The sequence below is a fragment of the Aeromonas sp. S8(2024) genome (genome assembly GCF_041403085.1).
Classification (GTDB): domain Bacteria; phylum Pseudomonadota; class Gammaproteobacteria; order Enterobacterales; family Aeromonadaceae; genus Aeromonas; species Aeromonas dhakensis.
The window spans coordinates 17,934-43,545 of the sequence record NZ_JBGLRF010000005.1 but is presented as its reverse complement, the minus strand read 5'-3'; the positions used below and the strand labels follow the sequence as shown (position 1 = coordinate 43,545).

The following is a 25,612-nucleotide window of genomic DNA, read 5'->3' as shown; positions in this document are numbered from 1 at the left end:
CGCCCTCTTCTTTACTTGATGGGCGTCGTGATGCCGAGCCGGAACAGAGTTGCCTGGCTGGTATCGGTCAGCTCGCCAACCCCCACCACGCTCCACAGCTCCTCTTCCAGCTTCTTGGCCTTGTGAATGGCGAACTTGGCAATGTAGTCCAGCTCGTTGGCGATGAAGTTGGTATCGGGGCGACCGGTACGGGAGATGCCGACCAGCACCGAGTAGAACTCCCCCTGGCGCAGCGCCTGCTCGATGAAGCTGCGTTTCTCCGCCACGTTCTGGAAGCTGCTGGCAAGCCGGCTGGTGAAGATGGGCAGGCCGGTCGCCGTCTGCAGACTGGCGATATAGACCTCCTCCTCCTGGGGTTGATCCTCGCGCTCGATGGCCCGCAGCGGGTTCATGATGAGCTGCTTGAGCAACTCCCCCTGGAACAGCGGGTAGAGGTTGTCCTGATCGCCCTGCTCGGCACAGGCCTTGAGCAGCCGCGACAGGCTACGTGGCTGCGGCGCATGGCCGACCGAGGCCGGCTTGGGCGCCCCCTTGAGCTTGTTGATGTAGACCGGGGTGCAGAAGACGTGGTGGGTATAGATGTTGCGCAGTGCCCGCGCCATGCCGCGATAACGGCGCTGCTCCTGGGCCGCTTTGAGCTTGTTCTGGTTGCTTTCGATCAGCAGCTTGAAGAACTGGCGGCCAGTGTGGCGCTCGGGATCCCCCTCGATGCACAGATGCAGCACGGTGCGGGTCAGGTTGATGCTGACCAGCCGGTAGGGGAGGCGTTGCAGATCCATGCTCTTGGAGAGTTCCTGCAGGCGTGGCAGGGCGATGGTGACTATGTCGTCCTTCGCCCCCTCGAACGGCTCTTCCAGCTCGATTTGCATGCCGTGGGCCGAGATGTCGCGGGTCCAGCCGAGCCAGGCCCGGCCATTGTGCTTGATGGCGACGGCGGTTTTGTGGATGTAGCGAGCCTCCTTGCGCAGCTGGACATAGTGCAGCGTCTCGATCTCGAAGGGGGCGGCACTGCTGTCGTGACCGAAGCGTTGCAGCTCGTTGGCGTTGTGCTGGCTGGAGGCGTCGAACTGGAACTCTTCCCGCTGGCTGTCGAGGCCGACTTGCTGCAGCAGACCGACGTAGCTTATCTGCTTGAGCCGCTCCTGCAGCAGCATGTCCTGCAGCTGGGGACTCTCCTTGCCCTGCTGACTGGCCAGATCGGCCTCGTGCAGGTCGCAGCGCTCCAGACTGAACTTGTAGACCCGCCAGCTGGGACGCCGGGCTCCCACCTGGAAGAAGAGCGACATCAGGCCGCTTTGCAGCAGCTCTTCCCGGGTGGCGGAGAAGAAGTAGAGGTGGCTGCGCACCGAGTGGGTAAAGCAGTAGATCAGGGTCTCTTTCAATTCTCCCTTCGCCGGCAACAGGGCCTGCATGCGGGTGGCCGAGAACAGGCTGGCGAGCATGTCGCGGTTCTTGGCATCGCGCCAATACTCCAGGATGTGCTGGTTGTTCTCGGTGCGCAGGGCGATCTCGAGGCTGGGGCTGTCGCCCGAGCCGAAGAACAGCGGCATGCCGGTCATGCGCGGCAGGTAAAACTGTTCATACCCCTTGATGATGGCGGCGGAGAGCAGGTAGTCGACGCTGACCCGGTAGCGACTCTTGTTGCTCTCGATGAAATCGTTCAAAAACTGGTCGAAGGCCGGGTGCTCGCCGGTCTTGAGCAGCCTGAGCCAGTATTTCCCCTCCTTGCTCTCTTCCCCGAGGATCTGGTAGCTGACCGAATGGTGCAGGACGGGGTTGGGGTGATCCCGCTCCAGCCCGGTGAAGAACACCTCGACCTGAGCGCCGGTCTGGTAGTTGGGCAGATAGGGCACCGAAACCCGGATCCCGCCTAGAGAGAGATCGGAACTCTTGGCGAACAGCTTGTCGCCATCGGCGAACTTGATCACCACGGGGGAGCTGAAGTGCATCCGCTCCTGGCGCCGGCCATAGTAGCTGGCAAAGGAGATGGGATTGACGTCGTACTGGCGAAACGGGCTGACGGGGGGCTGGAGCTGGCCATCGTTCTTGCCATGCTGGTATTTTTGCCAGTATTGCAGCGCTTCGTAGACCCCCAGGGTGTAGTCATCCTTGTAGAGGTAGCACTGGGACTGGAACAGGCCGATGGCCTCGGCCGGCATGAAATGGGTGATCCCTTCGAACTCGTGCACCAGGCACTCATCGCCCAGCTCGTCGCGCATGTCGATGACCCGGCGGCAGGGGGTGCATTTGCGTTTGAGCTCCATCTTGATCAGAAAACGGCTGTTGCTGTTCTCGTCCTGGGTCAGGCGATTGAAGATGTCATCGAAATCCTTTTCTCTGAGCAGAGGAATAAGTTGTTCAATCAGGTGCTGTTGTTGTTCTGATTCCATGTGTTCCTGCCACGGAAAGTCACTTTTCCGATTCTGGGTTTGATCTGTCGGTCGCAAACAAGTATATCAAGCAGGAATTCATCCTGTCCCCGAGTTATCCATGGCCAAAAACAAAACTGCCTATGTTTGTACCGAATGTGGCGCCGACTTCACACGCTGGCAGGGCCAGTGCAGTGAGTGCAAGGAGTGGAACACCATCAGCGAGGTGCGCCTCGGATCGGTGACCCCGGGCAAGAGTGCCCGCTACAGCGGCTATGCCGGCGCCGTCGGCAGCCAGGTGCAGACGCTGGCGGAGATCGCCACCACCGAGATCCCCCGTTTCTCTTCCGGCTTCAAGGAGCTGGATCGGGTGCTTGGCGGCGGCGTGGTGCCGGGGTCGGCCATCCTGATCGGTGGCAACCCGGGGGCGGGCAAGTCGACCCTGTTGCTGCAGACCATGTGTGGCCTGGCCGAGCGGATGAAGACCCTGTACGTCACCGGTGAGGAGTCGTTGCAGCAGGTGGCGATGCGGGCATCGCGTCTCGGCCTGCCCACCGACAAGCTACGCATGCTGTCGGAGACCTCGGTCGAGCAGATCTGCCTGATTGCCCAGCAGGAGCAGCCACAGATCATGGTCATCGACTCCATTCAGGTGATGCATGTGGCGGATGTGCAGTCGGCGCCGGGGTCCGTCTCCCAGGTGCGGGAAGCGGCCGCCCTGCTGACCCGCTATGCCAAGCAGAATCACGTCGCCATTTTCATGGTGGGCCACGTGACCAAGGATGGCACCCTGGCCGGTCCCAAGGTGCTGGAGCACTGCATCGACTGTTCCGTGCTGCTCGACGGCAGCCACGATTCCCGCTTTCGCACCCTGCGCTCCCACAAGAACCGCTTCGGGGCGGTCAACGAGCTGGGGGTTTTCGCCATGACCGGGCAGGGGATGCGGGAAGTGAGCAACCCTTCTGCCATCTTCCTCAGTCGCGGTGAAGAGCAGGCGCCCGGCTCCATCGTGATGGTGATCTGGGAGGGCACGCGTCCGCTGCTGGTGGAGTTGCAGGCGCTGGTGGACTACTCCCAGCTCTCCAATCCACGCCGGGTGGCGGTGGGGATGGATCACAACCGGCTCGCCATGCTGCTGGCAGTGCTGCATCGCCACGGCGGGTTGCAGATGGCGGATCAGGATGTCTTCATCAACGTAGTCGGCGGGGTCAAGGTAGAGGAGACCAGTGCGGATCTGGCCCTGTTGCTGGCCATGGTCTCCAGTTTTCGCGATCACTCCCTGCCCAAGGATCTGGTGGTGTTCGGCGAGGTGGGGTTGTCCGGCGAGATCCGGCCCGTGCCGTCCGGCCAGGAGCGGCTGCAGGAGGCGGCCAAGCATGGCTTCCGCCGTGCCATAGTGCCGCACGCCAATGCCCCCAAGCATCCCATCGAGGGCATGGAAGTGGTGCCGGTCAAGAAGCTGGCCGATGCTCTGGAGGCGCTGTAAGCAGAACAGGGTTCGCGGACGGGCAACAAAAAGGAGCGCAATGGGCGCTCCTTTTTATTGGGTGATTGGGGCTGTGGCTCAGGGGTGGGGGTGTTCGAGATGCTCGCTCAGCAGCTGTTCCAGCTCCCTGTGTAGCAACTCTTCATCGCCGACGTTGAGCTCGATCATCCGTTTGAGATGGGTGGCGCTGTCGATGTCGATATGGTGGCAATAGAACCCAAGCTTCTTGCTGGCTTCATGGGTCAGCATGACCTGCATCTTGATCTCGATGTCACTGCCGCTCAGCACGAAGCTGAGTGAGTACTCTTTGTCGTCATTGCTTTCCCAGTCATCGGGCCGGATCAGCAGGGCGCCCTGCAGGGAAATATCGACCAGCTGGGTCCGCCATTTTTTATCGCCCTGGACGAGATCGGCCATGGTCAAGTAAAGGATCCGTGAAAAACGGCGACGCTCGGACATTCTCATCTCCTGTCAGCAATAGGTACGGGTGCTAGAGGTCATGACATAGAGTGTAATGCACCTTGCACATCAGGATCTTGAACTGGCTCCGAAATTGGATATCAAACCTGCTGGGCGCTGAGTGACTCTACTACCTGCAGTGCCTTGATCAGCCGATCTTCCTGCTTGAAACGATCTTCCAGCACGGGGCCAAGCTGGTTCAAGTCTTCATCCAGCAGCAGCATCTGGGCCTCGTCCGCGTTGCTGTACTTGTCGTTGAACTCCAGCGCGAACTCGGTGCAGGCGCGGATATGGGGGTAGATGCGCTTGGCCAGCTCCAGCTTGTCGCCGCTGGCCTGTTCGAAAGCGGTCACCACATGGTGGTAGATCTCGAAGTGGCCGGCGCTGACGTAGTCGACCAATTGCTCGCAGAAACTTTGCAGTTCCACATGGCCCGGAAGCGAGCGCTGCTTGCTGTTGCGGGTGGGTTTCAAGCCGGCGAGGCGCATGTACTCGACCAGCAGTGCCTGTCTGGCGTCCAGCCAGTCATCGATAGCTCTGTGCTTTCCTGCCAATGCGCGTTTGGTTTGTTCCAGTTCAGTTAACATACTCCCTCCGTGGGGCATAGGCATGGAGTGCTATCGTGACAGGCCTCCGGCCTTTTTATGGACTGACGACACCTTCCTATAACTAGGGAAAATCCGGTTGACCGTCAATAGGGGCATGGGGATATTGTTACACCGGGTGGTGTTTTGGTTACAAGGCGCCATCATTTGCTCTCCTCTTCCCGTCAATTACGATCACGAAGGGGCGAGATATGTGACTATTTCCGCAGATCTTGATGAAAACCCCAGCATTCAAGCCAATCCGGCTGATAAAGCCTTTGCCTGAGTGTTTTTTTTTGAATAGAGTGGCCCGGTGCTAAATGCCCGATCATAAAGGAAATGTTATGAACAAAGCTCAACTTGTCGATGCAATTGCAGCCAAAGCAGATCTGAGCAAAGCTCAGGCCAAAGTTGCTCTGGAAGAGATCATCAATGGTATTACCCAGAGCCTGAAAGAAGGTGATGCTGTGCAGTTGGTGGGTTTTGGTACCTTCAAGGTGAACCATCGCGCTGGCCGTACCGGTCGCAATCCGCAAACTGGTAAAGAGATCCAGATTGCAGCCGCGAATGTGCCGTCCTTTGTGGCAGGCAAGGCGCTCAAAGACGCCGTTAAGTAATCCCCCAAAACCCGGCGCCAGCCGGGTTTTTTATTGCCATCGTCAGCGGAAATTGTTTCAGATACACTCAAGATATGGCGTGCGCTGTAGTGAGGTGGATGATGGAACAGAAAAATGCCATTCGGCAGGTTGCCGTACCTTGGGCTCCGTCCCGCCAACTCCCCCCGGGCCTGGTCGTGGCCGAACTTCATCAGGATATCTGGAGCGATTCCCTCACCATCATGCTGGGCAGGGCTCGCAGCATCGATCTGCCGCCGCAGATCCTGTGCCGGGTCTATTTCCGGCATATCTTCGCGGTGCGGGTCATGGAGGATTGCGATCTGGCAGAGGGCAAGGATAGTCATGCTATCGAGGAGCAGATCCAGCTCATCACCCCGTCCCGGTTTGCCAGCTGGTTCCATCAGGAGTCGGACGGCCTGCACCTGGACGAGGATCTGCAGCACTATCGCATCTCGACCTGGGATTACTGCGCCGATGTGCTGACCTCCAGGGCGCCCGAGCTGCAGTTCGTGGAGAAAGGGGAGTAGCGTCACTCTCTGCAGCATAAAAAAACCGGCAACACTGAGTGTTGCCGGTTTTTTATTGGTCGATTCGGGGGGAGTTCAGCCGAGCAGCTGATCCCGATGCAACCCCAGCACGATGAGCAGGCCGATGAAGTAGAAGGCGCTGAGCTTGACGCCCAGGATGGCGAGCAGACCGGCGCAGAGTCGGACGATGGCCTTGTGCAGCCAGGAACCGGTGAAGCGGTACATGGTTACTCCGCTGCCTCGGTGGCGGCGAATTCCGGCACCTTGGCCATGGCATCCAGCACCACCTGGATATCTGCTCCGGGCTTGCAGGCATTTTCGCTCAAGTGACGGCGCCAGGCTCGAGCCCCCTGCATGTTCTGGAACAGCCCTAACATGTGGCGGGTCATGTGGGAGAGATAGTTGCCCTTGGCCAGCTCCTGCTCGATATAGGGCAGCATCATCCGCACCACCTCGTGGCGACTCGGCACGGCCTGGTTCTGGCCGAACACTTGATTGTCCACCTGCGCCAGAATGTAGGGGTTCTGATAGGCTTCGCGCCCCATCATGACACCATCCAGGTGCTGCAAGTGCTCGAGGGTCTGCTCCAGGGAGGTGACGCCGCCGTTGATGGCGATGGTGAGATCCGGGTAATCCTGTTTGACCCGGTAGACGCGGGGATAGTCGAGCGGCGGGATCTCGCGGTTCTCTTTGGGGCTCAGACCGCTCAGCCAGGCCTTGCGGGCATGGACGATGAAGGTATCGCAACCGGCGTCGCGCACCTGCTCGATGAAGGCCTGCAGAAATTCGTAGGAGTCCTGATCGTCGATGCCGATGCGGGTCTTCACCGTTACCGGAATGTCGACCAGATCGCGCATCGCCTTGACGCAGTCGGCCACCAGTGCGGGCTCGCCCATCAGGCAGGCGCCGAAGCGGCCGTTCTGTACCCGATCGGAGGGGCAGCCAACGTTGATGTTTACCTCGTCATAGCCACGCTCCTCGGCCAGCTTGGCGCAGCGTGCGAGATCGGCCGGATTGCTGCCACCCAGTTGCAGGGAGATGGGATGTTCCTGCTCGCTGTACCCCAGGTAATCACCCTTGCCGTGGATGATGGCGCCGGTGGTCACCATCTCGGTATAGAGCAAGGTCTGGCGAGTCATCAGACGATGGAAATAACGGCAATGCCGATCGGTCCAGTCCAGCATGGGGGCGATGGAAAAACGCTGCGCCTGCATAAAAATCATCCGGGTTGGCTAAACAAAGGGGGCGGATTTTACCACAACGTGAGGCAGCCCCAGAAAATGAATTTTGTCACCGCGCCAAAGGGGGCCCTGTGATAGTATCCGGCTAATAAAAAGGGTAATTGCGTGATCATGAATCAAGACCAACTTTTACAACGAGCCGAACGACTCTGCGAACAACGCGGGATCCGCTTCACCCCTACCCGGCGTCAGGTATTCAGGCTGCTGGCTGCCCATGGCAATGCCATCAGCGCCTATGATTTGTTGGCCCAGTTGCAACAGACAGAGGCCCACGCCAAGCCGCCGACCGTTTATCGGGCGCTCGATTTTCTGCTCGAACAGGGTTTTGCCCACAAGGTGGAGTCGCTCAACGCCTTCATATTCTGCTGTCACTTCGACCATGCCCACCCGATGCAGTTGCTCATCTGTGACCAGTGCGGCGAGGTGGTCGAGCTGCATGATCCGGCGATCGATGGCGCGTTTTCCGAGCAAGCCAAGTTGCATGGCTTTACTATTACCAATAAGACGATTGAGGCACATGGCCAATGTGCTCGCTGTACGCCCACTGTAGGAAGTCAACATGAAGGCTGATTTTGTAAACCCGTTCCTGCTCTCCCTGCTCAATGTGCTCTCCACCATGGCACAGCTTGAGCTCAAGCCGGGCAAACCCAAGCGCAAGATGGACGAGCTGGCGCGCGGTGATGTCTCCGGCCTCATCGGCATGGTCGGCCCGCAGACCCGGGGATCCCTCTCCATCAGCTTCGAGAAGGGGCTGGCACTGGAGATCATGCGCCGCATGCTGGGCGAGGCGCCGGCCACCATCAATGAAGAGGTGACCGACATGGTGGGCGAGATCACCAACATGGTGACCGGCGGTGCCAAGCGCATGCTGGGGGAGAAGGGGTATGAATTCGACATGGCGACTCCCATCATCGTCTCCGGTATCAACCACACCATCACCCATCGTGCCGACGGCACCAAGATCATGATGCCGTTTGAATCAGATTACGGTCGGGCAACCATCGAAATCTGCTTCGAGTAACCCTATGTGGAAAGCGCTGAAATGGTTCTTCATCGGCTGGGCCCTGCTGCTTATCCTCTCTGACATCGAGATCACCACCTCGCTCTACAAGTACGAAGACAACCGGGTGCTCGTGAATTTTCCGCGTTGGCAGGCAGCACAGCCCTGGGGAACCTTTGAGTGGCATGCCGGGCGAGTGGAGACCCACTGGTACGGACTGGCCGGCAAACCCAAACCGGATCCGCTGCTGTAACGGCAGACCCCGCCCAACGAAAGAGGCCAGCTGATGCTGGCCTCTTTCGTTATTGGCTGACGGGTCAAGCGGCTTCTGCCGCCAGCGCCTCGCGGGGGCGCTGCAGCATGCCGAGGCCGCAGGTCAGCAAGGTCGGCAGCAACCAGGCCAGCCCCTTGTCGAACAGCGGCAGGAAGGCTAACGCATCCATCTGCATGCCGGCAGCGCCCAGCCCGTCCAGGCAGCCGAACAGAAAAGCCACCAGCAGCACGGCGCGAAACGCCAGCCGTGGTCGACCGAAACGGCCCTGAGCAAAGGTGACCAGCACCAGCGCGATGGCGACCGGATAGATGGCGACCAGGATCGGAATGGAGAGGCTGATGAGCTGGCTCAGCCCGATGTTGGCCACCAGGATGGAGACGCATCCCATCAGCAGTACCCATTTGCGGTATGTCCAGCCGGCCAGACCGTGGAAGTAGTCGGCGCTGGCGCAGAGCAGGCCGACCGCGCTGGTGAAGCAGGCCAGGGTGATGATGGCGGCCAGGATTAACTGACCGGAGTGGCCGAACAGGCTCAGTACGTAGGCGTTGACGATGGCGCCGCCATTGTCGACGCTGGTCACCACGCCTGCTGCGCTGTTGCCGAGGTAGAACAGGGAGATGTAGACCGCCGAGAGACCAACCGCCGAGATGAGCCCTGCGATGGTCAGGTACTTGAACTGGCTCGGATAGTCCTCGATCCCCCGGCGTTGCAGCAGGCCGATGATGAGGGCACCGAACATCAGGGAGCCGAGGGTATCCATGGTGTTGTACCCCTCCAGCATGCCCTTGATGAGTGGCGTCTCCGTATAGTCGCCGCTGGCCTCTGGTTGGGTGCCTTGCGGGTCAAACAGGACCCCGATCGCCAGGATCAGCAGCATCACCATCAAGACAGGGGTCATGTATTTGCCCACCGCATCCAGCAGTCTGCCCCGGTTCAGCGATACCAGGATCACCAGTGTGAAGAAGAGCAGGCTGTAGAGCAGCAGACCGTGCTGGCCGGCGTCACCCAGCCAGGGCTTGAGCCCCATTTCATAAGCCACCAGGCCGGTACGGGGGGTGGCGAAGGCCGGCCCCATGATGATGTAGATGGCAATGGCCAGCGCCGTGGCTGCCCAGGTCGGCAGATGGCGGGTCATCGCCGTCCAGCCACTGCTGCCCTGTCCGGCGCTGCCTCTGGCAACGGCGACCAGGGTCAGCAGAGGCAGACCCACCGCCGTCAGCAGAAAACCGACCATGGCGGCCAGCAGATGCTCACCGGCCATGAAGCCGGCCAGCGGTGGAAAAATGATGTTGCCTGCCCCCAGATAGAACGCAAACGTCATAAAACCCAGTCCGAATATGTCGGACAACTTCAGTGATTTCGTCAAACCTGACCTCATCTGCCTTATCAGCTTGTTCTTGTTGATTGCACCCACTGCCTGGCAGATAACCGGATAACAATGCTTCCCTCTCCTGTGCCATCGGAAGATCGTCACAGGAGTACCATCTTGAGCATAAAGAAGAGATATTTGATCTCAATCACGCATTAATATCTTGAAACAATTTAGTTGGCCAGAATAAATCACCGATAGAACTGCAACTGGCGGAAGCAAGAGGGCAGAGCGGGAAAGGGCGTGGCTGCATGGCATAGCTGACGGGAAACCATGCCGGGCGAGATGGCACACAAACAAAAGAGCCTGCACAAGGCAGGCTCTTTGACATGGGCGGGAGCGAAATCAGGCGGCTTCGGCAGCCAGTTTCTCGCCGGAGCGTACCAGCATCCCGAGGCCACAGGCCAGCAGGGTCGGCAGCAACCAGGCCAGGCCCTTGTCGAACAGCGGCAGGAAGGCGAAGGCATCCATCTTCATGCCGGCGGCACCCAGGCCGTCCAGGCAGCCAAACAGGAAGGCAACCATCAACACGCCACGGAACACCAGGCGCGGACGACCGAAGTAACCCTTCAGGAAGGTGACCAGTACCAGCGCAACGGCAACCGGGTAGATGGCAACCAGTACCGGGATGGAGAGGCTGATGAGCTGGCTCAGACCCACGTTGGCCACTACGGCACAGATGACGCCCAGCAAGACCACCAGCTTCTTGTAGCTCATGCCGGTGAGGTTGTGGAAGAAATCGGAGCAGGCGGAGATCAGACCCACGGCGGTGGTGAAGCAGGCCAGGGTGATGATGGCTGCCAGAATGAACTGGCCCGGCTGGCCGAATAGGCTCAGTACGTAGGCATTGACGATGGCGCCGCCGTTGCTGACGTCGGTAGCGACGCCGGCAGCCGTATTGCCCAGCTGGAACAGGGAGACATAGACCACGGACAGACCGATGGCGGAGATGATGCCGGCAATGGCCAGGTACTTGAACTGGCTACGGTAGTCCTGGATACCTTTCTGGCGCAGCAGGTCGACGATCAGGGCGCCGAACATCAGGGACGCCAGGGTGTCCATGGTGTTGTAGCCTTCCAGGATCCCTTTCACGAAGGGGCCGTTCTGATAGTCGCCGGAAGAGACGGGCATGGAGCCTTGCGGCGCCACGAATACACCGATGGCCAGAGTCAGCAGCAACAGCATCAGCAGCGGAGTCAGGTATTTGCCGATGGCGTCCATCAGCTTGCCCTGGTTCAGGGAGACCAGGATGGCCACCCCGAAGAACAGCACTGTGTAGGCAAACAGGCCGGCTTGGCCCATGTCGCCGATGAAGGGTTTGAGGCCCATCTCGTAGGCCACCAGACCGGTACGGGGGGCGGCGAAGGCCGGTCCAATGATGATGTAGATGGCGACGGCCAGTGCGGTGGCCACGCCGGCCGGCAGCAGCTTGGTCATGCCGGCCCAGCCGTTGCCGGCCTTGGCGACGGCAATGATGGTGATGAGGGGCAGACCCACGGCGGTCACCAGGAAGCCCAGCATGGCCAGAGAGAGGTGCTCACCCGCCATGTAGCCGGCCAGCGGCGGGAAGATGATGTTACCGGCGCCCAGATAGAACGCGAAGGTCATGAAGCCCAGTCCGAGCACGTCGGACAATGTGAGTGATTTCGTCAAGTTCAACCTCGTCTGTCTTGTAAACTATTGCTTGTTATAGTTTTTTATTGGTCGGTGACCGGCGTTGTTCAGGGGTAAAAAAAAGGAGCCCCGCTTGTTTTTTCATCGCAACCAGTGGTTTGAGCTGGTCTGGAGCGGGCGCTCGTTTAGGAGTCAGCATAATGGCGTGAAAAAATAGTTCAAGACGAAATTTACATCTTCAAATAGAAGGGGCTGGTCAGTTGGATATATCTGTCGGAATAGGTTCCCTCAGCAGAATGGATCACAATTTCACCCCTATCACACCTGTTTAATCCTCTGCCAAGTAGCAATAAAACACGATTTGCCTCTTTTCCCGCCCTGGTGATAACAGCTGTATAACAAACGGCATGCAGATCATAATCCGCCGAAATGCATAAAATTTCATCGGCCATGACCGTCGGCACGACCAGTGCGACCTGGCCATCGGGGGCCAGCAAGCGGTCGCAGGCGGCCAGCAGAGCATGGCTATCGAGGGCGCCGGTATGACGGGCCATCGCCCTGGCGGGATCGCGAAATGACTGGCCCGCCACGAAGTAGGGGGGGTTGGCGACGATGAGATCGTAAGGGTCGGCCTGATACCCCTGAATGGCGCTCTCTATGATGGTGACCCGCCGCGGCCAAGGGGAGGCGGCCGCGTTCTCGCGGGCCTGCTGCGCCGCATGCTTATCCAGCTCCACCGCATCGATGCGGCAGTCGGCGTGGCTGCGTTGGGCCAGCATCAGGGCGATGAGGCCGCTGCCGGTGCCAATGTCGAGGATCCGGCGAGCCTTGCCAAGCGGTGCCCAGGCGCCCAGCAGAATGCCGTCAGTGCCGACTTTCATGGCGCAGCGATCGTGCTCGACGTGAAACTGTTTGAAGGTAAAACCGCTGTTTCGTGCCATCCGACTCCCGTCCTGTACCCGCCTCGCAGAAAATGGTCGGCGATTATAGCGGCTAAGGCACAGTCACCATAGGAGCCGACGACATAATCGCCTATAATCTGCCGTTTCCTTAATGACCGAGTATTGCCATGAGCCAGTCCTTTGATGATTTCGACCTGAATCCAGCCCTCAACCGGGCCTTGGCCGAGATGGGTTTCACCCGCCCCACCACCATCCAGCAGATGGTGCTGGAGCCAGCCCTGGACGGCCGCGATATTCTGGCATCCGCCCCGACCGGCACCGGCAAGACCGCCGCCTTCCTGTTGCCGGCCCTGCAGCATCTGCTGGACTTCCCACGCCGCAAGCCTGGCCCCTGCCGCATGCTGGTGCTGACCCCGACCCGCGAGCTGGCGCTGCAGGTGACCGCTCACGCCAAGGCGCTGGCGGCCCACACCAATCTCAGCATCGAGACCATCATCGGCGGCGTCAGCCACGAAGAGCAGCTGCCGGCCCTGACCAAGACCACCGACATAGTGGTCGCCACCCCGGGCCGTCTGCTCGAGTACATCGAGAAAGAGGAGTTCGAGAGCCACGACATCGAGGTGCTGGTGCTGGATGAAGCGGACCGCATGCTGGACATGGGCTTCATCAAGGACGTGAACCGCATAGTGGAAGAGGCGCGTTATCGCAAGCACACCATGCTCTTCTCCGCCACCCTGGAAGGGGCTGGCCTCGAGAAGTTCGCCAGCGAGATCCTCAAGGATCCGGTGGAGCTGCACGCCGAGCCGCCGCGCAGCGAGCGTCGCCCGATCACCCAGTGGGTTCACTTGGCCGACGACGCAGCCCACAAGCTGGCCCTGCTGGTGCACATCCTGAAGAACCCGGAAACCCAGAAGGCCATCATCTTCGTCAAGACCCGCGAGCGGCTGGCGGAGCTCTCCGGCCAGCTGCAGGCGGCGGGCGTGCCCTGCGCCTGGATCCGTGGCGAGATGGAGCAGGCCAAGCGCATCGAGTCGATCCGCAAGTTCCATGAAGGGGAGGTGCCCTTCCTTATTGCCACCGACGTTGCCGCCCGCGGTATCGACCTGCCCAACGTCAGCCATGTCATCAACTACGACATGCCTTACGGCGCCGATGTTTACGTTCACCGTATCGGTCGTACCGGCCGCGCCGGCAACCGTGGTTGCGCCATCAGCCTGGTGGAGGCCCACGACATGGCCATGGTGGCCAAGATCGAACGCTACACCGAAGAGCGCCTCAAGCGCCGGGTGATCGACGAGCTGCGCCCCAAGCACAAGGAGGCGCGGGTGCCGGTGAAGAAGAAAAAGCCGAAGGACGACAAGAAGAAGTCTGCCAAGAAGAAAAAGAAGTAAGCCTGCCCGCCACAACGGCCATCCCCGGATGGCCGTTGTGCTTTTTGGCGTTTGATGGGCCGAATGTCGGGCAGAAAAAAGCCGACGCATAAACGTCGGCCAATAAAAAGTGCTTACAACAGAGGATTCACCTATTCAGACTGGAGGATCCTGAAATTGGTTCCCTCGGGTCGTAATTAATTTTCAGCGCGTTTGAACATCAGGGTGTTGGCGTCGGACTCTTCCGGTACGAAGTAGTAGCCATCGGTGTTGAACCCGGTCAGCTGTTCCACCTTGGTGAGTCTGTGCTTGATGATGTGACGGGCCATCATGCCGCGCGCCTTCTTGGCGTAGAAGCTGATGATCTTGAACTGGCCGTTCTTCTCGTCCTTGAACACCGGCGTGATGATGCGCCCCTGCAGGGCCTTGGGGCGTACCGACTTGAAGTACTCGTCGGAGGCGAGATTGATCAGCACCTCGTCCCCCTGGGCGGCTAGCGCCTTGTTCAGGTGTTCGGTGATGATGTCGCCCCAAAACTGATAGAGATCCTTGCCGCGCGCGTTGTCGAGCCGAATGCCCATCTCCAGCCGGTAGGGCATCATCAGATCGAGCGGACGCAGCACCCCGTAGAGACCAGAGAGCATGCGCAGATGGGCCTGAGCGAAGTCGAGATCCGCCTCGCTGAAATCTTCCACCGCCAGCCCCGTGTAGACATCCCCCTTGAAGGCCAGCAGTGCCTGACGGGCGTTGGCCGGGGTGAAATCAGGCTGCCAGTCGGCAAAACGGGCGGCGTTGAGGCCGGCCAGCTTGTCGCTGATCTTCATCAGGCTGGCGATCTGGTCTGGGCTCAACTGGCGGGCCCGGCCGATCAGTTCGGCGGAGTGGTCCAGCAGCTCGGGTTGGGTGAAACGGGAAGTCACCAGCGGCGACTCGTAGTCCAGCGTCTTGGCCGGGGAAACCACAATCAGCATAACGATCCTTTATAGCGGTGACGCACGCCCCTCATTCATCCAGGGTGACGTTGTCGAGTGTGCCTGAACCCAGCTGCTCTCGGCCCGACAGCTTGATCAGCAGTCGCAGGTCGTTGGCCGAGTCGGCATGGGCAAGGGCCTCACTGTAGCCAATTTGGCCGGCACAGAACAGGGCGAACAGCGCCTGATCGAAGGTCTGCATGCCGAGTTCGGTGGACTTGGTCATCACCTCCTTGAGCCGGTGCATCTCCCCCTTGCGGATGATGTCGGTGATGAGCGGGGTGTTGAGCAACACCTCGAAGGCGGCAAAACGACGCCGTCCATCCGGGCTGGGCAGCAGTTGCTGGGCCACGATGGCACGCAGGTTGAAGGAGAGGTCGAACAGGAACTGGCGGTGTTTCTCCTGGGGCACCAGGTGCAAGATGCGATCCAGCGCCTGGTTGGCGTTGTTGGCATGCAGGGTGGCGAGGCAGAGATGACCGGTCTCGGCGAACTGCAGGGCAAACTCCATGGTCTCCTGACTGCGGATTTCGCCGATCAGGATCACGTCCGGCGCCTGGCGCAGCGAACTCTTCAGCGCCACATCGAACGATGCTGTGTCTATGCCCACCTCGCGCTGGGTGATCAGGCTGCGGCCGTGCTGATGCACGAACTCCACCGGATCTTCCACCGTCAGGATGTGACCGTCCACATGCTGGTTGCGATAGCCGATCATGGCCGCCTGGGTGGTGGACTTGCCGGCGCCGGTGGCACCGACGAAGAGCACCAGCCCGCGCTTGGCCAGGGCGATCTCCTGCAAGATGGGGGGCAGTGCCAGCTCGTCGAAGGTGGGGATGCGGGTCTCGATGCGGCGCAGTACCATGCCGGGCAGCTCCTGCTGCCAGAAGGCGCTGACCCGAAAGCGGCCAAGCTCCTCGCGGTGGATGGCGTAGTTGGCCTCCTTGGTGCGCAGGTAGCGTTCGAAGTGCTCCGGGCTCAGGGTCTCCTTCACCAGCGCCAGTGCCCTTGCCTTGTCGAGGGGCGCTTCTGCCAGTGACTGCAGGTGGCCGTTGACCTTGAGGGTCGGCGGCGTGCCGACCGTGATGAACAGATCCGAGCCTTTGCGGGCGACCAGCTCGGTCAGCAGGGCATCCAGATTCATAACGACTCCTTCCCTAGATTCGTCGTGGTTAGATGGTGTTGGGATCGACCGCCTTGGCCTTGGCATCCAGCGCCGCCACCATGCCGCGGCTCACCAGCTGCTTGAGGCTCTGATCCATGGTCTGCATGCCGTGGGTCATCCCGGTCTGGATCACCGAGTAGAGCTGGGCGATCTTGTCCTCCCGGATGAGGTTACGCACTGCCGGGATCCCCATCATGATCTCGTGGGCCGCCACCCGGCCGCCGCCGATGCGCTTGAGCAGGGTCTGGGAGATGACCGCCCGCAGCGACTCGGAGAGCATGGAGCGCACCATGTCTTTTTCCGCACCGGGGAAGACGTCGATGATCCGGTCGATGGTCTTGGCCGCCGACGAGGTGTGCAGGGTGCCGAACACCAGGTGGCCGGTCTCGGCCGCGGTCATGGCGAGGCGAATGGTTTCCAGGTCGCGCATCTCGCCCACCAGGATGATGTCCGGGTCTTCCCGCAGCGCCGAGCGCAGGGCATTGCTGAAGCTCTTGGTGTCGCGGTGTACTTCCCGCTGGTTCACCAGGCAGCGCTTGTTCTCGTGCACGAATTCGATGGGATCCTCGATGGTGAGGATGTGGTGATGAAAGTTCTCGTTGATGTAGTTGACCATGGCCGCCAGGGTGGTGGATTTGCCCGAGCCGGTCGGGCCGGTCACCAGCACCAGGCCGCGCGGGTATTCGGCAATCTTGCGAAAGATCTCCGGGGCATCCAGATCTTCCAGGCTCAGCACAGTGCTGGGGATGGTCCGAAATACCGCGCCGGAGCCGCGCGCTTGCTGGAAGGCGTTGACCCGGAAGCGAGCGAGGTTTGGCACCTCGAACGAGAAGTCCACCTCGAAGTTCTCTTCCAGTTCCTTGCGCTGGTGGTCGTTCATGATGTCATAGATGAGGGCGTGTACTTCCCGGTGCTCCAGGGCGGGCAAATTGATCTTGCGAACCTCGCCATCAACCCTGATCATCGGGGGAACCCCGGCCGAGAGGTGTAGATCCGAGGCTTTATGTTTTACACTGAAAGCCAATAACTCTGTGATATCCATAGATTTGTCATTCTCCCATCACAAGATCACGAACGAAACATGAGCCAGATTGCCGAGCACCTGCTTCAGGTAAAGGAACGTATTGTACAAGCCGCCAGCCGGGCTGGCCGACGCGGCGATCACATCCAGCTGCTGGCGGTCAGCAAGACCAAACCGCTGGAGGCCGTTTGCGAGGCCTATGCCGCCGGTCAGCGCCACTTCGGTGAATCCTACGCCCAGGAAGCGGCCACCAAGATAGATACCCTGCGTGAGCAAGGGACCTGTACAGACATAGAGTGGCACTTTATCGGCCCGCTGCAATCGAACAAGTCCAAGCTGGTGGCCGAGCGGTTCGACTGGGTACAGAGCGTGGACAGAGAGAAGCTGATCGAACGCCTCAACAACCAGCGCCCGACCGGGCTCGCGCCGCTAAATGTCTGTCTGCAAATCAATATTAGCGGAGAGAGCAGCAAATCCGGAACGTCGGAGCAAGAGATTTTCCGTCTGGCCGAGTTGGTCTCCCGCTGCGAGCGGCTGCGGCTGCGCGGTCTGATGGCCATTCCGGAGCACACCAGCGACGAGGCGGTACTGGCTGTCCAGATGGCGCGCATGCAGACTCTGTTCACCGAGCTTGCGCGACAATACCCGGGCGTGGACACCCTCTCGATGGGGATGACCGAGGATCTCGAACTGGCGATCGGCCACGGCAGCACCATGGTGCGGGTCGGTACCGCCATCTTCGGTGCCCGCGACTATTCATGAGCAGGAGCCCGTGATGCGGTGCATGCGGGCTCTGCTTTCTTCAGATCACAGGAGTGTTTGATGCAGTACAGAACCCTTGCCTTTATCGGGGCTGGCAACATGAGCCGCAGCATCATCGCCGGCCTGGTTCAGGCGGGCTACCCGGCTGACCGGATCATTGCCGCCAACCCCAGCCGGCCCAAGCTGGATGCGCTGGCCGGCGACTACGGCATTCGCGTCACCCAGGACAACGCCGAGGCGGCCCGGGCGGCCGAAGTGATCGTGCTGGCGGTCAAGCCGCAGCTGATGGCGGCCATGCTGAGCGCGCTGGTGGCACAGCTGGGCACGCTGGAGGGCAAGCTGCTCGTCTCCATCGCCGCCGGCATCAAGGTGGCACGGCTGGCGGAGATGGCGGGCGGCCACGGCCGGATCATCCGCACCATGCCGAACACCCCCTCTCTGCTGGGGCTGGGCATGACCGGGTTGTACGCCCCGCCCGGCATCGAGCAGGCCGATCGTGAGCTGGCCGAGCAGATGATGCAGGCGGTGGGCAAAACCCTCTGGGTGGAGCAGGAGTCCGGCATCAACGGCGTCATCGCCGCGGCCGGCAGTGCGCCTGCCTACTTCTTCCTGTTCATGCAGGCCATCGCCGAGGAGGCCGAGGCCATGGGCTTCTCCCCCGAGCAGGCCCGCCTGCTGGTGCAGCAGACCGCCCTTGGCGCGGCTGCCATGGTCGAGCAGAATCCAGAGCTGTCGCTGCAGACCCTGCGCGAGCAGGTGACCAGCAAGGGCGGCACCACCGCCGAGGCGATCAAGACCTTCCAGCAGCAGGGGCTGATGCCGCTGACTGCGCAAGCCATGCAGGCGGCCGTTGCCCGGGCCGGCGAAATGGAAACCCTGTTCTGAACCCGATTTTCGTTACTCTCAGTTGCAACCTGGAGCCCAGATGAACACTGCTTACTTTCTGATTAACACGATTTTTGACCTCTATCTCATGGTGGTGCTGTTGCGCGTCTGGTTGCAGTGGGCTCGTGCCGACTTCTACAACCCCATGAGCCAGATGGTGGTCAAGCTGACCAATCCGCTGGTGGTGCCTCTGCGCCGGATCATTCCCGGGCTGGGCGGGCTGGATCTGGCCTCGGTGCTGCTGGCGCTGCTTATCGCCTTCGCCAAGCTGGCGCTGCTCAAGAGCATGAACGTGCTGCTGGCCGACTGGCTCACCCTCAGCCTGTTTGCCGCCCTCACCGTGCTGAAGAAGGCCGGCTCCATGATCTTCTGGGTGTTGCTGATCCGCGCCATCCTGAGCTGGGTCAGCCAGGGTCGCAACCCCATCGAGTACGTGATGCACCAGCTGACCGAGCCCTTCCTGGCCCCTATTCGCCGCATTCTGCCGGCGCTGGGCGGGCTGGATCTCTCCGTGCTGGTCGCCTTTATCGGGCTGCAGGCCATAAACTATCTGTTGGGGGATCTGTTCGGCCAGCTGTGGTGGATGATTTGATGGCAGCCGTCCTGCGGGAAGGGGATGAGCTGATAATGCATCTGATGATCCAGCCCAAGGCGAGTCGGGATCAGATCGTCGGATTGCACGGAGAAGAGTTGAAAGTGGCCATCACGGCGCCGCCGGTGGATGGTCAGGCCAACAGCCACTTGATCAAGTATCTGGCCAAGCAGTTCAAGGTGGCCAAGGGGCAGGTTCGCATCGTGCGAGGGGAGCTGGGACGGCACAAGACGGTCGCCATCGAGGCGCCCAGGCAGATCCCCGCCGAGGTCAGTGCCCTGCTGGACAATCAGGGTTAACACGAGAAGGATGACACCATGAAAACAGCCTGGATAAGCTGCCTGCTGGCACTGTTGCTGACCTTGCCCCTGCGGGCCGAACAGATGAAGGAGCTGGGCCCCTGGCAGGTGCACTACAGCGCCTTCAACTCCAGCTTCCTCACCCCCGAGGTGGCCAAGGCCTATGGCCTGGAGCGCAGTCGCTACAACGGCATCGTCAATATCGCTGTGCAGAACAAGCAGGGGGTGGCCCAGGCGGTGGGGATCACCGGCGAGGCCAAGAACCTCACCGGCACCATCCGCAACCTGACCTTCCAGGAGGTCAAGGAGGGCAACGCCATCTACTATCTGGCGGTGCTGCCCTATCGCAACGAGGATACCTACCAGTTCACCCTGAAGATCATGGGGGAGGGGCAGCAGCAGACGCTGACCTTCCAGCAGACCTTCTACGTCGACTGATGCCGGCACCCGCCATGCCCTGAAAAAAAGCCCCGAACGCAGGTTCGGGGCTTTTTTTATGACGTTATGACGGCGAGTCGGTCGGCGGGGTGAAGTCGTGGATCTCCCCCAGTCGCGGGGTGAAGCGAGGATCCTGATCCCGGTTGTGTTCCACCCACTCCATGGCCTGGCAGAAGCTCTCCCGCTTCGAGAATTCGCTGCGCACCTGATCGATGGCCCGCTCCGCGCTGCGCCGCTCCATCTTGCTGGCCTTGCGGTCGCTGAACTGTTGCTGCTGGGCCAGCATCCATTCGGTGAAGGCCTGGCGGCACTGTGTTTCGCTGGCTGCCTGGGCGGGCAGGGTCAGCAGCAGAGAGAGCATCAATACAAAACGCATAACAAACCGGTGATTGAGGGGGCGGTTGCCTGAAAGGGCGGCATTTTATGCCGAAAACTTGAGCATGAACAGGGGGCGATGGCAGAAGATTGGGGCCGGCATGGCCGGCCCCGGGCAGGATCAGTGCTTGACCAGGTAGAGCTGGCGGCTGTAGGCCACGTCTTCCGGATTGTTGATGGGGTAGCCCTTGAGCCAGGGCTTGATCAGCCGGGCGTTGGTGTACTGATAGATGGGGGCGATCGGCGCCTCCTCCTGCAGTACGGCCTCGGCCTCATCGAACAGGCGGGCCCGTTCACGGGGATCCTGACTGTTGGCCGCCTTGGCCAGCAGGGCATCGTAGCCGGCGTTGGCGAAGCGGGCCATGTTGCCGCTGTGGTGGGAGCCCCACAGGCCGAGGAAGGCTGATGGATCGTTGTAATCGGCCACCCAGGAGGAGCGGATCACCTCGAACTGGCCGCTCTGACGGCTGTCGAGATAGCTCTTCCACTCCTGATTGGTGAGTTCGACCTGGGCCCCCAGCTTCTGTTTCCACAGGTTGGCGATGGCCAGCGCCATCTTCTTGTGCACCTCGGCCGTGTTGTAGAGCAGGGTTAGCTTGAGCGGGTTGGCCGGGCCGTAGCCCGCCTCCTTGAGCAGGGCTCTGGCCTTGTCGTCGAGGACTTGTTGACTGCTGCTGGAGAGCTGGTTGGCCTTGGGCTCGAAGCCGGCGACCACGTCCGGGGTGAAGTGATAGGCCGGTTTCTCACCCGTACCCAGGATCTTGTTGGCGATGAGGCCTCGATCGATGGTGTAGGAGAGCGCCTTGCGCACCCGCACATCGTTGAGGGGGGCACGCTGGGTGTTGAAGGCGTAGTAGTAGGTGCCGAGCTGATCCGGGGTATAGACCTCACCCGGGATCTGCTGCATCAGCTTGTGATACTGCTCCTTGGGGAAGGACTCGGTGATGTGCAGGTCGCCGGCCAGGTAGCGGTTGGTGGCCGCACTCTCCTGGTTGATGGGGACGAAGGTGACCTTGGTCAGCACGGTATGGGCGTGATCCCAGTAGTAGGGGTTGGGGGTCAGTTCCAGCTTTTCGTTCACCACCCGGTGACTCAGCACGAAGGCCCCGTTGCCGACCAGCTTGCCGGGCTGGGTCCACTGGTTGCCGTATTGCTCCATGCTGGCACGATGCAGCGGCGACAGGCTGGGGTGGGTCAGCAGGCTCAGGAAGTAGGGCACCGGCTGGGAGAGGGTCACCTGCAGGGTGTGCTGGTCGAGGGCCTTCACGCCGAGTTCCTCGGGGGCCAGCTTGCCGGCCACTATGTCGTCCACCTTGTCGAAGCGGGCCAGCTGGGCGAACCAGGCAAAGGTGGCGGCCTCTTTGGGATCGACCAGTTTACGCCAGCCGTAGACGAAGTCGGCGGCCTGTACGGGATCTCCGTTCGACCAGCGGGCGTCCGGGCGCAGATGGAAGGTGAAGCGCTGATTGCCCTGGTTGTCCCAGCTGGCGGCCACCCCGGGCAGCACCTTGCCGTCCGGCCCCTGGGTCAGCAGCCCCTCGTAGAGATCCCGCAGTACCTGCAGCTCGGGCAGGCCGACCAGCTTGAGCGGACTCAGGCTCGCCGGCTCGTCTTTCAGATGACGCACGACGGCCTGCTCGGCGGCGAGCTGGGTGCCGGGCGGAACATCGGCAGCCTGGACACAGGCACTGCCCAGCAGGGCCAGCAGGAGACTCCATCCTTTCATGGTTGATCCTTCAAATAGTGTGAAGCGGGGAGAAAACTCGGCGATAAGTGGTCGCCGACAGACGGGAAATCATGATATCCCGTTTGCTGGTCAGACCGCCAGTATGAGTCCCTCGGCAGGGGACGTTGACTCCCAATCCGGGGAGAGGAGCAAGCGATGAGAACATGGATCCTGTTGGCCCTGGCCATCAGTCAGGGGGCCTGGGCGCTGGCGCCGTGCGAGCGGCAGAGCAAGGTCGGCAGCTGGTGCGAGGTAAATATTGCCGCGCTGCACCCCACCCAGGGAGGCGTGGGCCAGATCCAGGTCGACAACACCCAGGCCGAGCTGGCGGGCAAGAGCGCAAAACAGCTCGACAAGGTGATGAAAAAGAAAGAGATCCCCATCGTCATCGCACCCGATGGCGGCTACTGGCTGGTGGACAGACACCATCTGACCAAGGCGCTGTGGCAACTCGGGGTGAAGCAGGTTCGGGTCAAGGTGATCGCCAGGCTGCAGGACAAGGCCAGCTTCTGGAGCCAGATGCAGGGCAATCATTGGGCCTGGCTCAAGGACGAGCAGGGTCGGCCCCTCACGCCGGAACAGTTGCCGAGCCGCATCGACCTGCTACCCGACTACCCCTATCGCACCCTGGCCGGGTTGCTGCAGGATGCGGGCTATTTCGACAAGCGGGAGCAGGTCTACTTTGTCGAGTTCGCCTGGGCCAGCTGGCTTGGCCGGCAGATGGACTGGCTGCCGATCGACAGTGCCAACCTGGCGGGTCGCCTCTATCAGGCCAAGCGGCTGGCGTGCAGCAACAAGGCGGCCGATCTGCCCGGCTACCCCGGCAAGCAGTGCCGGGTCAATCAGCCCGATAGCGGCAACTGAGCGACAGGATGAAAGCGGGGGGCCATGGCCCCCCGCTGCATCATGATCGGGTCTCGCCCCAGCGGGCGGCAGCCTGTTCCAGCAGGGCCACCTCGCCTTGCTGGATCAGTGGCAGCAGGGCCTGCACTTGTTCATCTGGCCACTCCCACCAGGCCAGCGCCTGCAAACGGGCAATCTCGTCCTCATCAAAGCGCATCTTGATAACCTTGGCCGGCGTACCGGCCACCATGGCATAGGGCGGTACATCCTGGTTGACCAGGGCACGTGCCGCTATGATGGCGCCGTCGCCGATGGTGATCCCCGGCATGATCATGGCGTCCATGCCGAGCCAGACATCGTTGCCGATGCGGGTGTCGCCGGCCGGACGATAGCTGCGCCGGAGCGCCTCCACATCTGAAAACGGATAGGTGCTGATGAAGGCCGTGTTGTGGGTCTGGTTGCCACCCATGATGATCTTCACCCCGGCGGCTATTTGCACATAGTCGCCGATGTGGAGCTGATCGATGTGCCAGAGCGGCTCCCAGCCGGTCTCCTGGCTGCGGCTGAAACGGTCGCCGTGCAGATAGCGCACGGCATGCTCTTCAAAGGGGCCGTCCCAGGCGCCGGAGTAGTAGCTGTGCCGTCCCTTGAGATGGATGTTGGGGTTGCTCACTGTCAGATGCAGGTACTCGACCTGCGACCAGTGTTGGCAGGGTTTCATGGCTGTTTCCTCGTTCAAATGGATAGGGGTGGATGACGCGAGGAGCGCAGCTAATAGATCCAGACCAGCAGGCGGGGCACGCACAGGGTCGAGCAGCCCAGCGCCTGGGGTAAACGGGGTCGCAGCATGGGAAGAGGGATCCTGAAAGATGAGCGCCCATGGTAAGCCATGCCGGGGCGGGAGCCAAGCCGTGCACCGCCAGCTGGTCAAAACCTGCACAAAATATCGGGTTGATATTCATTCTCAACTGGGCATGATAAAAGTCCCACCCATCAACCTGGGAGATCGGCATGACCCATCAAATCTGGCAGCGTTACATGCTGGAGGCTGAAAACGCGCTGGGCGCCGGCGCGCTCGGCACCGCCATCTGCCTCTATCAACAGGCCCTCGCCGAGGTGTATGAACTGAGTGACGGCGATCTGGATGAACTGGCCAGCATGCGGGTGGCGACCTGCCACCGGCTGGCCGATTTCTGGCGCGCCATGGAGGAGCCTGCCTACGAGCTGCGCTACCTCAAGCTGGCCTCCGAGCTGGTCACTGCGCTGGTGCCCCAGTGTCCGAACCGGGAGTGTGAATCCCTCATCAGTGAACTGGGCTGCTGTCGGGCGGCGCTACTCTCTTTCCTCAAGCGCCACCCCAATCCCGACATCGCCCGCCTGATCCAGTTGCAGGATCAGGTGCAGGGCTGCGAGCTGATCGGCCGTTTTCGCCTCAACTGAGGATCATTTACGGCCCTTGAGGCGCTGGGCGATCCGCGTCTGCGCCTCTTCCCCCTGCAGGGCGAGGGAGAAGGCGCGCGCCTCCAGATCGATGACGAAGTGCACCGCCTGCCTGAGCTCCTGTTTGAGCAGCGCCTTGCTCTTTTGCAGCGCCTTCGGCGCTTTGGCCGCCAGCTTCAGACCCTGCTCCCTGGCAAAGGGGAGCAGGGCTTCGGCCGTCAGCACCCGGTTGGCGAGTCCGAGCCGCAGTGCCTCGTCGGCATCGATGGCTTCGGCCAGCAGCAAGAGCTCCGCCGCTTTCAGGTGGCCCACGCTGCGCGGCAGCAGCAGGCTGGAGGCAAACTCCGGCACCAGCCCCAGCTCGACGAAGGGCAGTTGCAGACGGGCATTGTCGGCCAGATAGACCAGATCGCAGTGCAGCAGCAGGGTAGTGCCGATGCCGACCGCGGCGCCGCCGACCGCGGCGATCACCGGTTTGGGGAAGTCGGCCAGGGTATGCAGAAATTGCAGGATGGGGTCGTCGGGATCCAGCCCCGTCTTGCCCATGAAGTCGGCCAGATCATTGCCGGCGGTGAAGCAGTCGGGCTGTCCCTGAATGAGCAGGGCATGGATGGCGTCATCCGCCGTCGCTTGCCGCAATGCCTCGGTGAGCGCACGATACATGGCGGTATTGAGGGCGTTGCGCTTGTCGGGGCGATTGAGGGTCAAGGTGAGCAAGCCATCCTGCTGCTCGGCAATGATAATGGGGTCCATGTCTAAATCCTTGTTATTGCTGGCTGTCAAAGGCTTACCGCTGCGGTAAGCTTTGTTGCGTTTAACAACATCATAAAAGGATTTCAACCATGTTTAAACGTGCGTTCTATTCCCTGCTGGCCCTGGGACTGGCCGCTCCCGCCCTGGCCAAGGTCGAGGCCGTCGACGGTTATGTGCGTCTGCTGCCGCCGGGCTCGCCCAACACCGCCGCCTTCCTGGTGCTGAAGAACGATGCCGATCAGCCGGTCAAGCTGGTGGCCGCCTCCTCGCCCGAGGTGGGCCGCGCCGAGCTGCACACCCATCTGCACGAGAACGGCGTGATGAGGATGCGCCAGGTCGAGAGCATAGAGGTGCCGGCCAAGGGGGAAGTAGCGCTCAAGCCCGGCAGTTTCCACATCATGCTGTTCGAGGTGCGCGAGCTCTCCCAGGGCACCCCTTTCCCGCTGACGCTGACCATGGATGATGGCCAGCAGCTGGAGCTGAGCCTGCCGGTGAAGCCGGTTGAACCCATGGCGGGCATGCAGCACTGACAT

General features: G+C 61.1%; 31 protein-coding genes. 16 read left to right on the top strand and 15 right to left on the bottom strand.

Annotation, left to right across the window (positions count from 1 at the left end):
* Window positions 1–11: 11 nt before the first annotated feature.
* The gene (locus ACB031_RS14610; RefSeq protein WP_371139823.1) at window positions 12–2,390 is read right to left on the bottom strand and encodes a PilZ domain-containing protein; all 2,379 of its coding nucleotides are present in this window, start codon (window positions 2,388–2,390) and stop codon (window positions 12–14) included.
* Window positions 2,391–2,490: 100 nt separating this feature from the next.
* Between ACB031_RS14610 and radA the strand changes: the two genes are divergently transcribed.
* Window positions 2,491–3,855: a DNA repair protein RadA gene (radA, locus tag ACB031_RS14605; RefSeq protein WP_005305075.1), complete on the top strand. Its 1,365-nt coding sequence runs from the start codon at window positions 2,491–2,493 to the stop codon at window positions 3,853–3,855.
* Between the two features lie 78 nt (window positions 3,856–3,933).
* Here radA and ACB031_RS14600 read toward each other — a convergent pair whose 3' ends face one another.
* Both ACB031_RS14600 and ACB031_RS14595 read right to left on the bottom strand, forming a co-directional pair.
* A complete protein-coding gene (locus ACB031_RS14600) occupies window positions 3,934–4,314 on the bottom strand; it encodes a PilZ domain-containing protein (protein WP_005305070.1) in 381 nt (126 codons plus the stop codon).
* A 101-nt stretch (window positions 4,315–4,415) separates the two neighbouring features.
* Complete coding sequence (locus ACB031_RS14595; RefSeq protein ID WP_005305066.1) at window positions 4,416–4,901, bottom strand: Rsd/AlgQ family anti-sigma factor; 486 nt, start codon at window positions 4,899–4,901, stop codon at window positions 4,416–4,418.
* A 97-nt stretch (window positions 4,902–4,998) separates the two neighbouring features.
* On the opposite strand from ACB031_RS14595, the gene ACB031_RS14590 reads away from it, so the two are divergent.
* From ACB031_RS14590 to ACB031_RS14580, 3 genes are all read left to right on the top strand, one after another.
* Window positions 4,999–5,184 carry a hypothetical protein gene (locus ACB031_RS14590; RefSeq protein WP_128830359.1) on the top strand — a complete coding sequence of 62 codons (186 nt, stop codon included), beginning with the start codon at window positions 4,999–5,001 and terminating at the stop codon, window positions 5,182–5,184.
* 58 nt (window positions 5,185–5,242) lie between these two features.
* Window positions 5,243–5,515, top strand: a complete 273-nt coding sequence (hupA, locus tag ACB031_RS14585) for a nucleoid-associated protein HU-alpha (protein WP_005305063.1) — start codon at window positions 5,243–5,245, stop codon at window positions 5,513–5,515.
* A 101-nt stretch (window positions 5,516–5,616) separates the two neighbouring features.
* Complete coding sequence (locus tag ACB031_RS14580; protein WP_005305052.1) at window positions 5,617–6,042, top strand: hypothetical protein; 426 nt, start codon at window positions 5,617–5,619, stop codon at window positions 6,040–6,042.
* A gap of 75 nt (window positions 6,043–6,117) precedes the next feature.
* Here ACB031_RS14580 and ACB031_RS14575 read toward each other — a convergent pair whose 3' ends face one another.
* Window positions 6,118–6,267 carry a hypothetical protein gene (locus tag ACB031_RS14575; protein ID WP_005305049.1) on the bottom strand — a complete coding sequence of 50 codons (150 nt, stop codon included), beginning with the start codon at window positions 6,265–6,267 and terminating at the stop codon, window positions 6,118–6,120.
* 2 nt (window positions 6,268–6,269) lie between these two features.
* Window positions 6,270–7,256, bottom strand: coding sequence for a tRNA dihydrouridine(20/20a) synthase DusA (gene dusA, locus ACB031_RS14570; RefSeq protein WP_065018784.1), 987 nt, complete (start codon window positions 7,254–7,256; stop codon window positions 6,270–6,272).
* A gap of 138 nt (window positions 7,257–7,394) precedes the next feature.
* Here dusA and zur point away from each other — a divergent pair, with 138 nt between their 5' ends.
* Genes zur through ACB031_RS14555 form a run of 3 tightly spaced genes read left to right on the top strand, consistent with a single transcriptional unit; the run spans window position 7,395 to window position 8,536 of the window.
* On the top strand, window positions 7,395–7,853 hold the full coding sequence (gene zur / locus ACB031_RS14565; RefSeq protein ID WP_005305041.1) for a zinc uptake transcriptional repressor Zur: 459 nt from the start codon (window positions 7,395–7,397) through the stop codon (window positions 7,851–7,853).
* Window positions 7,843–8,304: a chemotaxis protein CheX gene (locus ACB031_RS14560; protein WP_019838909.1), complete on the top strand. Its 462-nt coding sequence runs from the start codon at window positions 7,843–7,845 to the stop codon at window positions 8,302–8,304. The genes zur and ACB031_RS14560 overlap by 11 nt, the downstream gene beginning before the upstream one ends.
* Window positions 8,305–8,308: 4 nt before the next feature.
* Complete coding sequence (locus tag ACB031_RS14555) at window positions 8,309–8,536, top strand: hypothetical protein (protein ID WP_005305036.1); 228 nt, start codon at window positions 8,309–8,311, stop codon at window positions 8,534–8,536.
* 64 nt (window positions 8,537–8,600) lie between these two features.
* Here the strand turns inward: ACB031_RS14555 and brnQ (ACB031_RS14550) are convergent, their stop codons facing one another.
* The 3 genes from brnQ (ACB031_RS14550) to ACB031_RS14540 form a co-directional block, all read right to left on the bottom strand.
* Window positions 8,601–9,878, bottom strand: coding sequence for a branched-chain amino acid transport system II carrier protein (brnQ, locus tag ACB031_RS14550; RefSeq protein WP_371139822.1), 1,278 nt, complete (start codon window positions 9,876–9,878; stop codon window positions 8,601–8,603).
* 393 nt (window positions 9,879–10,271) lie between these two features.
* Complete coding sequence (gene brnQ, locus ACB031_RS14545; protein ID WP_005305030.1) at window positions 10,272–11,579, bottom strand: branched-chain amino acid transport system II carrier protein; 1,308 nt, start codon at window positions 11,577–11,579, stop codon at window positions 10,272–10,274.
* A 191-nt stretch (window positions 11,580–11,770) separates the two neighbouring features.
* Entirely contained in the window at window positions 11,771–12,481 is a 711-nt protein-coding gene (locus ACB031_RS14540) for a tRNA1(Val) (adenine(37)-N6)-methyltransferase (protein WP_201971278.1), read from the bottom strand.
* A gap of 128 nt (window positions 12,482–12,609) precedes the next feature.
* Here ACB031_RS14540 and srmB point away from each other — a divergent pair, with 128 nt between their 5' ends.
* A complete protein-coding gene (gene srmB / locus ACB031_RS14535; RefSeq protein ID WP_017783071.1) occupies window positions 12,610–13,833 on the top strand; it encodes an ATP-dependent RNA helicase SrmB in 1,224 nt (407 codons plus the stop codon).
* 176 nt (window positions 13,834–14,009) lie between these two features.
* On the opposite strand, the gene yaaA is transcribed toward srmB, so the two are convergent.
* The 3 genes from yaaA to tapT are packed head-to-tail and all read right to left on the bottom strand — an operon-like array spanning window position 14,010 to window position 16,987.
* Window positions 14,010–14,783, bottom strand: a complete 774-nt coding sequence (gene yaaA / locus ACB031_RS14530; protein WP_371139821.1) for a peroxide stress protein YaaA — start codon at window positions 14,781–14,783, stop codon at window positions 14,010–14,012.
* Between the two features lie 31 nt (window positions 14,784–14,814).
* The gene (gene tapU, locus ACB031_RS14525; protein WP_010636179.1) at window positions 14,815–15,924 is read right to left on the bottom strand and encodes a type IVa pilus ATPase TapU; all 1,110 of its coding nucleotides are present in this window, start codon (window positions 15,922–15,924) and stop codon (window positions 14,815–14,817) included.
* Between the two features lie 28 nt (window positions 15,925–15,952).
* Window positions 15,953–16,987 (bottom strand): type IVa pilus ATPase TapT, encoded by a 1,035-nt coding sequence (gene tapT, locus ACB031_RS14520; protein ID WP_005305010.1) that lies wholly within the window; start codon window positions 16,985–16,987, stop codon window positions 15,953–15,955.
* Between the two features lie 39 nt (window positions 16,988–17,026).
* Here tapT and ACB031_RS14515 point away from each other — a divergent pair, with 39 nt between their 5' ends.
* From ACB031_RS14515 to ACB031_RS14495, 5 genes are read left to right on the top strand one after another with little or no spacing between them, the layout of a single operon-like run.
* Entirely contained in the window at window positions 17,027–17,728 is a 702-nt protein-coding gene (locus ACB031_RS14515; protein ID WP_371139820.1) for a YggS family pyridoxal phosphate-dependent enzyme, read from the top strand.
* A gap of 60 nt (window positions 17,729–17,788) precedes the next feature.
* Window positions 17,789–18,613, top strand: a complete 825-nt coding sequence (proC, locus tag ACB031_RS14510; protein WP_010636181.1) for a pyrroline-5-carboxylate reductase — start codon at window positions 17,789–17,791, stop codon at window positions 18,611–18,613.
* 40 nt (window positions 18,614–18,653) lie between these two features.
* Window positions 18,654–19,205, top strand: coding sequence for a YggT family protein (locus tag ACB031_RS14505; RefSeq protein WP_371139819.1), 552 nt, complete (start codon window positions 18,654–18,656; stop codon window positions 19,203–19,205).
* Entirely contained in the window at window positions 19,205–19,504 is a 300-nt protein-coding gene (yggU, locus tag ACB031_RS14500; protein ID WP_011707385.1) for a DUF167 family protein YggU, read from the top strand. Before ACB031_RS14505 ends, yggU begins: the two co-directional genes overlap by 1 nt.
* Before the next feature lie 18 nt (window positions 19,505–19,522).
* Window positions 19,523–19,942 carry a DUF4426 domain-containing protein gene (locus ACB031_RS14495; RefSeq protein ID WP_005304995.1) on the top strand — a complete coding sequence of 140 codons (420 nt, stop codon included), beginning with the start codon at window positions 19,523–19,525 and terminating at the stop codon, window positions 19,940–19,942.
* A 64-nt stretch (window positions 19,943–20,006) separates the two neighbouring features.
* Here the strand turns inward: ACB031_RS14495 and ACB031_RS14490 are convergent, their stop codons facing one another.
* Entirely contained in the window at window positions 20,007–20,318 is a 312-nt protein-coding gene (locus tag ACB031_RS14490; RefSeq protein WP_017780459.1) for a hypothetical protein, read from the bottom strand.
* A gap of 120 nt (window positions 20,319–20,438) precedes the next feature.
* Window positions 20,439–22,043, bottom strand: coding sequence for an ABC transporter substrate-binding protein (locus ACB031_RS14485; RefSeq protein WP_371139818.1), 1,605 nt, complete (start codon window positions 22,041–22,043; stop codon window positions 20,439–20,441).
* 156 nt (window positions 22,044–22,199) lie between these two features.
* On the opposite strand from ACB031_RS14485, the gene ACB031_RS14480 reads away from it, so the two are divergent.
* Window positions 22,200–22,907 (top strand): ParB-like protein, encoded by a 708-nt coding sequence (locus ACB031_RS14480; RefSeq protein ID WP_371139817.1) that lies wholly within the window; start codon window positions 22,200–22,202, stop codon window positions 22,905–22,907.
* A gap of 40 nt (window positions 22,908–22,947) precedes the next feature.
* Here ACB031_RS14480 and ACB031_RS14475 read toward each other — a convergent pair whose 3' ends face one another.
* Window positions 22,948–23,607: a CatB-related O-acetyltransferase gene (locus ACB031_RS14475; RefSeq protein ID WP_371139816.1), complete on the bottom strand. Its 660-nt coding sequence runs from the start codon at window positions 23,605–23,607 to the stop codon at window positions 22,948–22,950.
* Between the two features lie 290 nt (window positions 23,608–23,897).
* Here ACB031_RS14475 and ACB031_RS14470 point away from each other — a divergent pair, with 290 nt between their 5' ends.
* Window positions 23,898–24,326, top strand: coding sequence for a DUF2753 family protein (locus ACB031_RS14470; protein ID WP_005304979.1), 429 nt, complete (start codon window positions 23,898–23,900; stop codon window positions 24,324–24,326).
* A 3-nt stretch (window positions 24,327–24,329) separates the two neighbouring features.
* On the opposite strand, the gene ACB031_RS14465 is transcribed toward ACB031_RS14470, so the two are convergent.
* Entirely contained in the window at window positions 24,330–25,079 is a 750-nt protein-coding gene (locus ACB031_RS14465; RefSeq protein WP_026139216.1) for an enoyl-CoA hydratase-related protein, read from the bottom strand.
* 89 nt (window positions 25,080–25,168) lie between these two features.
* On the opposite strand from ACB031_RS14465, the gene ACB031_RS14460 reads away from it, so the two are divergent.
* Complete coding sequence (locus ACB031_RS14460; RefSeq protein WP_042007917.1) at window positions 25,169–25,609, top strand: copper chaperone PCu(A)C; 441 nt, start codon at window positions 25,169–25,171, stop codon at window positions 25,607–25,609.
* Window positions 25,610–25,612 lie beyond the last annotated feature (3 nt).